Genomic DNA, 8,795 nt, shown 5'->3' with positions numbered 1-8,795 from the left:
CGGGCCGGGTACATGTGCGGGTAGTTGGGCCCGCCGAACCCCTCCGGGGTCACCCAGACAATGTTCTGTGCCGGGTCCTTGATGTCACAGGTCTTGCAGTGGACGCAATTCTGGGCATTGATCTGGAATCGTTGTCCCTTGGCGTCCTCAACAATTTCATACACACCCGCAGGACAGTACCGCTGTGCTGGCTCGTCGAACTGCGGCAGATTCTTTGCCAGCGGCACGTCAGGGTCGATCAGGGTCAGGTGGCAGGGTTGGTCCTCTTCGTGGTTGGTATTGGAGAGGAACACCGAGGACAGGCGATCATAGCTGATCTTGTTGTCCGGCTTTGGATAGACCGGTTTCTTGCTCGCGCTGGCGAGTTTCAGGGTGGCGTGATCCGGCACTGAATCGGACAGCGTGAAGGGAAGCTTGCCGCCAAAAATGGTCTGGTCAACCCACACCATGGCAGAGCCGAACAGGAAGCCGAACTTGTGCATGAAGCCACTGAAGTTGCGGGTAGTGTACAGTTCTTCGTGCAGCCAGGAGCGCTGCACCTTGTCGGCGAACGTGGTCAGGTCCGCCGGCGCCGACTCACCCTGGGCGAGCGCTTCCACTACAGCCTCTGCCGCCAGCAAGCCGCTCTTCATTGCGGTGTGATTGCCCTTGATCTTTACTGCATTCAACGTGCCCGCATCGCAGCCGATGAGGAGACCGCCGGGGAAATGCATTTTCGGCAGCGAGTTGAAGCCGCCCTTGGCAATGGCGCGCGCACCATAACTGATGCGCGAGCCGCCCTCCAGGTACTTGATGGTTTCCGGGTGGTGCTTCCAGCGCTGGAACTCCTCGAACGGGCTAAGGTGCGGGTTGCTGTAATTGAGATCGGTGATCAGGCCCAGGTAGACCTGGTTGTTTTCCGCGTGATAGAGGAAAGCGCCGCCGCTGGCGCCATTTTCCTGCAGCGGCCAACCCAGGCCGTGCACGACCAGGCCCTCCTGGTGTTTATCGGCGGGAATCTCCCAGATTTCCTTTATGCCTATGCCGTAGTGCTGCGGATCCTTGCCCTCGTCCAGTCCCAGCCGGGCAATCAACTGCTTGCCCAGGTGACCGCGACAACCCTCGGCGAAGAGGGTGTATTTGGCGTGCAGCTCCATGCCTGGCGTGTAGCTGTCCTTTTGGCCACCGTCAGCGCCGATGCCCATGTCGCCGGTGGCGATACCCTTGACGCTGCCGTCGGCGTGAAAAAGCACCTCCGCGGCGGCAAAGCCGGGGTAGACCTCAACGCCCAGGTTTTCGGCCTGTTCGGCCAGCCAGCGGCAGACGTTGCCCATGGACACAATGTAGTTACCATCGTTGTGGGTGGGTTTCGGTATCATGAAGTTGGGCAGCTTCACGGCTTTGCTGGCGCTGGTGTAGAAGAAGAAGCGGTCCTCGGTCACCGCGGTATTCAACGGTGCCCCCATCTCCGCCCAGTTGGGGAAGAGTTCCGCGAGGGCGCGTGGCTCCAGCACGGCTCCGGAGAGGATATGGGCGCCGACCTCGGAGCCCTTTTCCACCACGCAGACGGTGACTTCGCGCTCCTGCTCCTGGGCCAGTTGCATGATGCGACAGGCAGCGGACAGACCCGCTGGCCCGGCGCCTACTATCACGACATCAAACTCCATTGATTCACGTTCCACGGCAGCATCCTCTGGTTGCGGGGGCTTACTAGCTATTGAATTTCAGACTGATAAAAGCCCTGCAAGTATATAATTTTTAAAGGTTAAAGACCATAAATGCGACTGATACCGCTTATCCATGTTGTGTCCGCCACGGTTTATCCTGCTGTGCTCCGATGCTATTGACCTGCCGTGGCTTTGGCGGCAACATAGCCGCCCGAACTAAACCCAGTGGCCCGCCACTAGTGCTCCGGTCCCTGCAACCCACCTGAAACTAGCATTGGAATTCCTATGAAGGTTCTTGTTGCCGTAAAGCGCGTCGTTGACTATAACGTCAAGGTTCGTGCCAAGGGTGATGGTAGTGATGTTGATCTGAACAACGTCAAGATGGCCATCAATCCATTCTGCGAAATCGCGGTCGAAGAAGCCGTTCGCCTCAAGGAGGCCGGCGTTGCTACCGAAGTGATCGCGGTTTCCGTGGGCGAGAAGCCCTGCCAGGAGCAGATCCGGACCGCGCTGGCGCTGGGTGCCGACCGCGGCATTCACGTCGAAACAGAGGGTCGTGTGGAGCCTCTGGTGGTAGCCAAACTGCTCAAGGGCGTGGTGGAGAAAGAGCAGCCCCAGCTGGTCATTCTGGGCAAGCAGTCCATCGACGGCGACAACAACCAGACCGGGCAGATGCTGGGCGCGCTCACCAATATGCCTCAGGGGACTTTTGCCTCTGAAATCAAGGTCGAAGGCGACAAACTTAATGTTATTCGTGAGGTTGATGGCGGCCTTCAGACGATCAGCCTGAGCCTGCCGGCGATCGTCACTACCGACCTGCGCCTGAACGAACCGCGGTACGCCTCGCTGCCGAACATCATGAAAGCCAAGAAGAAGCAGCTGGACGTGTTTACACCTGCTGACCTGGGCGTTGAAGTTACCCGCCACATTACCCAGGTCAAGGTCGAGCCGCCACCCGAGCGCAAGGCGGGCATCAAGGTCGAGGATGTCGCCCAGCTGGTCGACAAACTGAGAAACGAGGCGAAGGTAATCTCATGAGCACACTGGTAATTGCAGAGCACGACAACAGCAGTCTCAAGCCGGCAACCCTGAATGCGGTAGCCGCCGCACAGGCCATGGGCGCGGGTATCGATATCCTGGTGGCAGGTGCCGGCTGCAGTGCGGTAGCCGACCAGGCGGCAGCCATCCCCGGTGTGGGCAAGGTATTGCTGGCTGACAACGCTGCCTACGAACACCAGCTGGCGGAAAATGTCAGCCTGCTGATCGCCGAGGTCGCGGCCAGCTACGACAATATCGTCGCGCCATCGACCAGCAACGGCAAGAACACCCTGCCGCGCGTTGCGGCCCTGTTGGATGTCGCCCAGATTTCCGACATCATCTCCGTTGAATCTGCCGACACTTTCAAGCGTCCCATCTATGCCGGTAACGTCATTGCCACGGTCCAGACCAGCGATGCCAAGAAAGTCATCACTGTCCGTACCACCGCATTCGACGCGGTTGCGGCAGAGGGCGGTTCGGCCACCGTTGAAGCGGTGTCCGCCGTGCACGATGCGGGCATATCCAGCTTTGTCGGCCAGGAAGTGGCGGTATCCGACCGGCCCGAACTGACCGCCGCCCCGGTGGTAGTCTCCGGCGGTCGGGGCATGCAGAATGGCGATAACTTCAAACTCCTGGACGGCATTGCCGACAAGCTGGGCGCTGCGATAGGCGCCTCCCGGGCGGCTGTGGATGCCGGCTTTGTGCCCAACGATATGCAGGTTGGGCAGACGGGCAAGATCGTTGCCCCGGACCTGTATATCGCCGTCGGCATTTCCGGTGCCATCCAGCATTTGGCGGGCATGAAGGACTCCAAGGTCATCGTCGCCATCAACAAGGACGAGGACGCGCCGATCTTCCAGGTGGCCGACTACGGCCTGGTAGCGGATCTGTTCAACGCGCTGCCGGAACTGGAAGCTGCGCTCTGAGGAGCGGGTTCCCAGGATACAAAAAAGCCGGCTCCAAGCCGGCTTTTTTGTTGCTGCGTTGCGAGAAGGAGGGCGCAGGTCGTCTCAGTTGCGACGCCGGAACAGCGGCCGCGGCTCATCGATAGCGCCCTGGTAGTGCTCGGAGAAGATATCCAGCTGCCGCAGCCCCTCCTCGAGACGGGATTCGTCGCTGAACTGGAATGCGTCGAAACCACAGCGGCGCAGGTAGTGCATCTGGTCGGGTAGAAACGCACCGACCGCGCGCAGTTCCCCGCGATAACCGTGCTCGCGCAGTTCGCGCGCATAGGAGAAACCGCGACCGTCGGTGAACAGGGGGAAGCTCACTGCAATCAGGTGGATGGTATCCAGCGCCGGCAACAGCTCGGCAATTCCGTCACCGGGTTCCAATTGCACTGCGGAACCGGTCTTGTCGGCCAGGGACAGCCACTGGCTCAGGTTGGGCAGGTGCGAGTCGGGGGCGGCGGGGGCATCCGCGGCTGGTGGCAGCCAGGTATCGCTGGTTATCTGGCCCTGTTTAATGAGTCTTGGCATAGACCCGCTCCTTGAAGGGTTCGATTCCGACCCGGTTGAAGGTTTGCAGGAAGGTTTCCTCCTCCTCGCGCAGGTTCACGTAGCTATCGAGAATTTTCTCGACCACATCCGGCACGTCCTCCTGGCCGAAGGAGGGCCCCAGGATCTTGCCAATAGCAGCCTCCTTGGATTGGCTGCCGCCCAGGCTGATTTGGTAGAACTCAGCGCCTTTCTTGTCGACCCCGAGGATGCCGATGTGGCCGATGTGATGGTGGCCACAGGCGTTCATACAGCCGCTGATATTGAGTTCGATCGGACCGAGGTCATACAAATAGTCGAGATCCTCGAAGCGGGCCTGGATGGCTTCCGCAACCGGGATGGACTTGGCGTTGGCCAGTGAGCAGTAGTCGCCCCCGGGGCAGCAGATCACATCGGTGATGTAGCCGATATTGGGTGTCGCCAGCCCGGCGCCCTGTAACTGCTGCCAGAGCGTGTAAAGCGCCGTCTCCTCGACGTCGGCCAGCACCATATTCTGTTGGTGTGTGGTTCTCAGTTCAGCAAAGGAAAATTGGTCCGCGAGGTCCGCCAGCAGTTCCAGCTGGCGGTCGGTGACGTCTCCCGGGGCCACCCCGGTTGCCTTGAGTGAGATGGTGACGGCGCGATAGCCCGGAGCGCGGTGAGCCGTGGTGTTGCGCGCCACCCAATTACCGAAGATGGGGTCGGCTGCGCAGCGCTCGCGCAGGGCTTTTGCAGTCTCTGCCCCGTCAAGGCTGGCGTAGGGTGGAGTAGTGAAAAAGGATTTGGCGCGCGCGATCTCCTCGTCGGTGAGTGTGCTGGGGCCGTCCTTTAGCGTCACCCATTCGCGTTCGACCGCCTCCCGGAAGGCCTCGACGCCCATGGCCTTGACCAGGATCTTGATCCGCGCCTTGTATTTGTTGTCGCGGCGACCGTGCTGGTTGTAGACCCGCAGGATGGCCTCCAGGTAGGTAAGAAGATGTTGACTGTCCACCCACTCGCAGACCACCGAACCGATGACCGGGGTGCGGCCGAGACCGCCCCCGACCAGTACCTTGAAGCCGTAGTCACCGGCGCCATTGGTTAGCAGCTCAATGCCGATGTCGTGGGCGTGGATGGCGGCCCGGTCCTGCTTGCTGGCGCATACCGCAATCTTGAATTTGCGGGGAAGAAAGGCAAATTCCGGGTGCAGGGTGGACCACTGGCGGATGATTTCACACCAGGGGCGCGGGTCCTGCAGTTCGTCTGCGGCAACGCCTGCGAACTGGTCGGTGGTGGTGTTGCGGATACAGTTTCCACTGGTCTGGATCGCATGCATCTGGACGCTCGCCAGCTCCGCCAGAATATCCGGCACTTCCTCCAGCTGCGGCCAGTTCAGCTGAATGTTCTGCCGCGTACTGACATGGGCGTAGCCCTTGTCGTAGTGCCGGGCGATGTGAGCAAGCTTGCGCAGCTGGGTGCTGCTGAGCAGGCCGTAGGGAACGGCGATGCGGAGCATGGGCGCCAGCCGCTGGACATAGAGGCCGTTCTGCAGGCGCAGCGGCAAGAACTCGGCATCGGAGAGCTCGCCGGCCAGATAGCGCCGGGTCTGGTCGCGAAACTGGGTTACGCGCTCATCGACGATGCGTTGGTCGTATTGGTCGTACTGATACATCAAAGGGTCCTGTTGCGCAGGGGCGGGTTGTGAAAGGGCGCTACATTACCAGAAAACCGGGAGGCTATTAATGCTGATTTTCTATAAGGTTAGAACCCATCTGTTGCAGTGGGGAACGCTGGCATCACGGGGTTTCCTGATATAATCTTGCGCTCGACCGTGCTGGCCCCGGGGCCGGCCCCACCCGCAATACAGGAGCTTGCAGCATGTCCGGATCAACCGATCACAACGACGACGGCGTTGCCGACGCCATCGCCGCCACCGCCATTATCAGCATTGTGGTTGTTGCCCTCTACCTCTGGCTGGCAGCAATGCCCGGCTAGGACGCGCTGCTGAGCACTAGCTGCACAATGGTGAACACAGCCGCAATGAACAGGATCGTAAAAATCAGGCCGGCGGCGATAAACACGCCGGCCTTGCCCTGCTTGAAATCCCGCTCCCGGTTGCGGCTGCTCTGAACCCCCAGTCCGGCGGCGAATACGCTGCTGATGACATGCCATGGCCGCAGGCGGGTGTGCTCCTGCTTCCCGGCCTGCTCTTTGTCCGTTGATGGTGTGTCCTGTTGTTCGCGGCGTTCAGCCATGATCCTGCTCCAGGTCGTTAATTGTTGCGGTTATTGCGCCGCTCAGTAATCCAGCACCGGTGCCAGCCAGCGCTCCACTTCGTCAATGCTCATGCCCTTGCGTCGGGCGACATCTGCGACCTGGTCGCGACCGATTTTGCCCACCGCAAAGTAACGTGCATCCGGGTGGGAAAAATAAAACCCGCTGACCGATGACGCCGGTGACATGGCGTAACTCTCTGACAAGGTCACGCCGCAATTGTTGCGGGCTTGCAGCAACTCGAACAAGGCGGCCTTCTCGGTATGGTCGGGGCATGCCGGATAGCCGGGAGCAGGGCGAATGCCGCGGTATTTCTCCCGGATCAATTCCGCATTGTCCAATTGCTCATCCGGCGCGTAACCCCACAGTTCGGTACGTACCCAGCGGTGCAGGTACTCGGCGAACGACTCTGCCAGGCGGTCCGCCAGGGCCTTCACCAGGATACTGTTGTAATCATCGTGCTCGGCCAGGAAGCGGTTCGACAGTTCGTCAACGCCGTGACCGGTAGTGACGCAGAACGCGCCGATGTAATCCGGCGCAGCGCCCGCGGGAGCCACGTAGTCCGCGAGACAGAAATTGGGTTCGCCATTGGGCTTGTCCATCTGCTGGCGCAGGTGATGCAGGGTGGCAACAACCTCACTGCGGCTGTCATCGGCAAACAGGTCGATGTCGTCGCTGCCCTGGCGCACCGCCGGCCAGAAGCCCAGCGTGCCGCGGGCCGTGATCAGTTTCTCATCAATGATCTTCCGCAGCATGGCCTGGGCATCCGCAAACAGCTCCCTGGCCTGCTCTCCAACCACCTCGTCATCCAGGATCTTCGGGTATTTCCCCGCCAGCTCCCAGGAGATGAAGAAAGGAGTCCAGTCGATCGTGTCCACCAGTTTCTCCAACGGGAAATCATCCAGCACCTGAATACCGATGAAGCTGGGACGCGGCGGGGTGTACTGGTCCCATTCCAGGGCTGCGGCGTGGGCGACGGCCTCGGCGTAGGGGAGCTGCCGGGTGCGCGGCTGCCGGTTCGCGACGCGCTCGCGCACAGCGGTGTATTCACTGCGCCGCTCGGCGACGAACTTCGGCTTGCCGAGCCCCATCAGGGCGGTGGCCACGGAAACGCTGCGTGAGGCGTCCGGCACATAGACCACAAGATCGTTCTGGTAGCGCGGCTCTATCTTCACCGCGGTATGCGCCTTGGAGGTGGTGGCCCCGCCGATCATCAGGGGAACCTGGAAGTCCTGCCGCTGCATTTCGCGGGCGACATGCACCATTTCGTCGAGCGAGGGTGTGATCAGGCCGGACAGGCCGATGATATCGACCTTTTCCTCGCGCGCCACGCTGAGAATCTTTTCGCAGTGCACCATCACCCCGAGGTCGATTACCTCGAAGTTGTTGCACTGCAGCACTACCCCGACGATGTTTTTGCCGATGTCGTGGACATCGCCCTTGACCGTGGCCATCAGAATCCTGCCGTTGGTCTGGTTGCTGTCGGTCTTTTCCGCCTCGATATAGGGCTGCAGGTAGGCCACCGCTTGCTTCATGACCCGGGCGCTCTTCACCACCTGGGGCAGGAACATCTTGCCCTCGCCAAACAGGTCGCCGACCACGTTCATGCCGTCCATCAGCGGGCCTTCGATGACCTCAATGGGGTGCTCGAAGAGCTGCCGGGCCTCCTCGGCATCCTCGAGAATATAGGTATTGATGCCCTTGACCAGGGCGTGCTCCATACGCTTGCCGACGGGTTTTTCCCGCCAGCTGAGATCCTCCACCCGGGCGCTGCCGGTGCCGCTGTCGCGGTAGGTCTCCGCCAGCTCAAGCAGGCGTTCGGTGCCATCGTTGCGGCGGTTGAGGATGACGTCCTCGACCGCATTGCGCAGTTCCCCGGGAAGCTCATCGTAGACCGCCAGTTGACCGGCGTTGACGATACCCATGTTCATGCCGGCGCGAATCGCGTGGTACAGGAACACCGAGTGAATGGCCTCGCGCACGACATTGTTGCCGCGGAAGGAAAAGGACACATTGGAGACGCCACCGGAAACCAGCGCGCCGGGAAGCCGCTCACGGATCCACCGCGTGGCCTCGATAAATTCCACCGCGTAGTTGTTGTGCTCGTCGATCCCGGTGGCGACCGCGAAAATATTCGGGTCAAAGATGATGTCGCTGGGATTGAAGCCAACCGTGTTCACCAGCAGGTCCCAGGAGCGCTGGCAGATGGCCTTGCGCCGTTCCAGGTTGTCGGCCTGGCCATCCTCGTCAAAGGCCATGACCACGACCGCGGCGCCGTAGCGTTTGCACAGGGTCGCCTGCTCGATGAATTCCGCTTCCCCGGCCTTGAGGCTGATGGAATTTACCACCGGTTTGCCCTGGATGCAGCGCAGCCCCGCCTCAA

Annotated in this window: 8 protein-coding genes; 3 read left to right on the top strand and 5 right to left on the bottom strand. The window is 60.8% G+C overall.

Annotated features, from left to right (window positions below):
• The coding region (locus RJQ10_RS04745) for an electron transfer flavoprotein-ubiquinone oxidoreductase (protein ID WP_350144147.1) at positions 1-1,661 on the bottom strand (1,661 nt) is incomplete at its 3' end.
• Positions 1,662-1,931: 270 nt separating this feature from the next.
• On the opposite strand from RJQ10_RS04745, the gene RJQ10_RS04740 reads away from it, so the two are divergent.
• The gene (locus RJQ10_RS04740) at positions 1,932-2,684 is read left to right on the top strand and encodes an electron transfer flavoprotein subunit beta/FixA family protein (protein WP_350144145.1); all 753 of its coding nucleotides are present in this window, start codon (positions 1,932-1,934) and stop codon (positions 2,682-2,684) included.
• Positions 2,681-3,610: an electron transfer flavoprotein subunit alpha/FixB family protein gene (locus RJQ10_RS04735; RefSeq protein ID WP_350144144.1), complete on the top strand. Its 930-nt coding sequence runs from the start codon at positions 2,681-2,683 to the stop codon at positions 3,608-3,610. The genes RJQ10_RS04740 and RJQ10_RS04735 overlap by 4 nt, the downstream gene beginning before the upstream one ends.
• 84 nt (positions 3,611-3,694) lie before the next feature.
• Here the strand turns inward: RJQ10_RS04735 and RJQ10_RS04730 are convergent, their stop codons facing one another.
• Complete coding sequence (locus RJQ10_RS04730; protein WP_350144142.1) at positions 3,695-4,162, bottom strand: DUF934 domain-containing protein; 468 nt, start codon at positions 4,160-4,162, stop codon at positions 3,695-3,697.
• Positions 4,146-5,810: a nitrite/sulfite reductase gene (locus RJQ10_RS04725; RefSeq protein WP_350144140.1), complete on the bottom strand. Its 1,665-nt coding sequence runs from the start codon at positions 5,808-5,810 to the stop codon at positions 4,146-4,148. Before RJQ10_RS04725 ends, RJQ10_RS04730 begins: the two co-directional genes overlap by 17 nt.
• Positions 5,811-6,016: 206 nt before the next feature.
• On the opposite strand from RJQ10_RS04725, the gene RJQ10_RS04720 reads away from it, so the two are divergent.
• The gene (locus tag RJQ10_RS04720; protein WP_350144138.1) at positions 6,017-6,133 is read left to right on the top strand and encodes a methionine synthase; all 117 of its coding nucleotides are present in this window, start codon (positions 6,017-6,019) and stop codon (positions 6,131-6,133) included.
• Here the strand turns inward: RJQ10_RS04720 and RJQ10_RS04715 are convergent.
• Both RJQ10_RS04715 and metH read right to left on the bottom strand, forming a co-directional pair.
• Positions 6,130-6,393, bottom strand: a complete 264-nt coding sequence (locus RJQ10_RS04715) for a DUF2970 domain-containing protein (protein ID WP_350144137.1) — start codon at positions 6,391-6,393, stop codon at positions 6,130-6,132. The two genes, RJQ10_RS04720 and RJQ10_RS04715, sit on opposite strands and share 4 nt — an antisense overlap.
• A 42-nt stretch (positions 6,394-6,435) precedes the next feature.
• Positions 6,436-8,795, bottom strand: a 2,360-nt coding sequence (metH, locus tag RJQ10_RS04710) for a methionine synthase (RefSeq protein ID WP_350144135.1), incomplete at its 5' end; no start/stop codon positions are given.

It is taken from the genome of Haliea sp. (assembly GCF_040222615.1).
GTDB lineage: Bacteria > Pseudomonadota > Gammaproteobacteria > Pseudomonadales > Halieaceae > Haliea.
The sequence above is the reverse complement of the archived record's forward strand: the minus strand, read 5'-3'. Positions and strand labels throughout refer to the sequence as shown.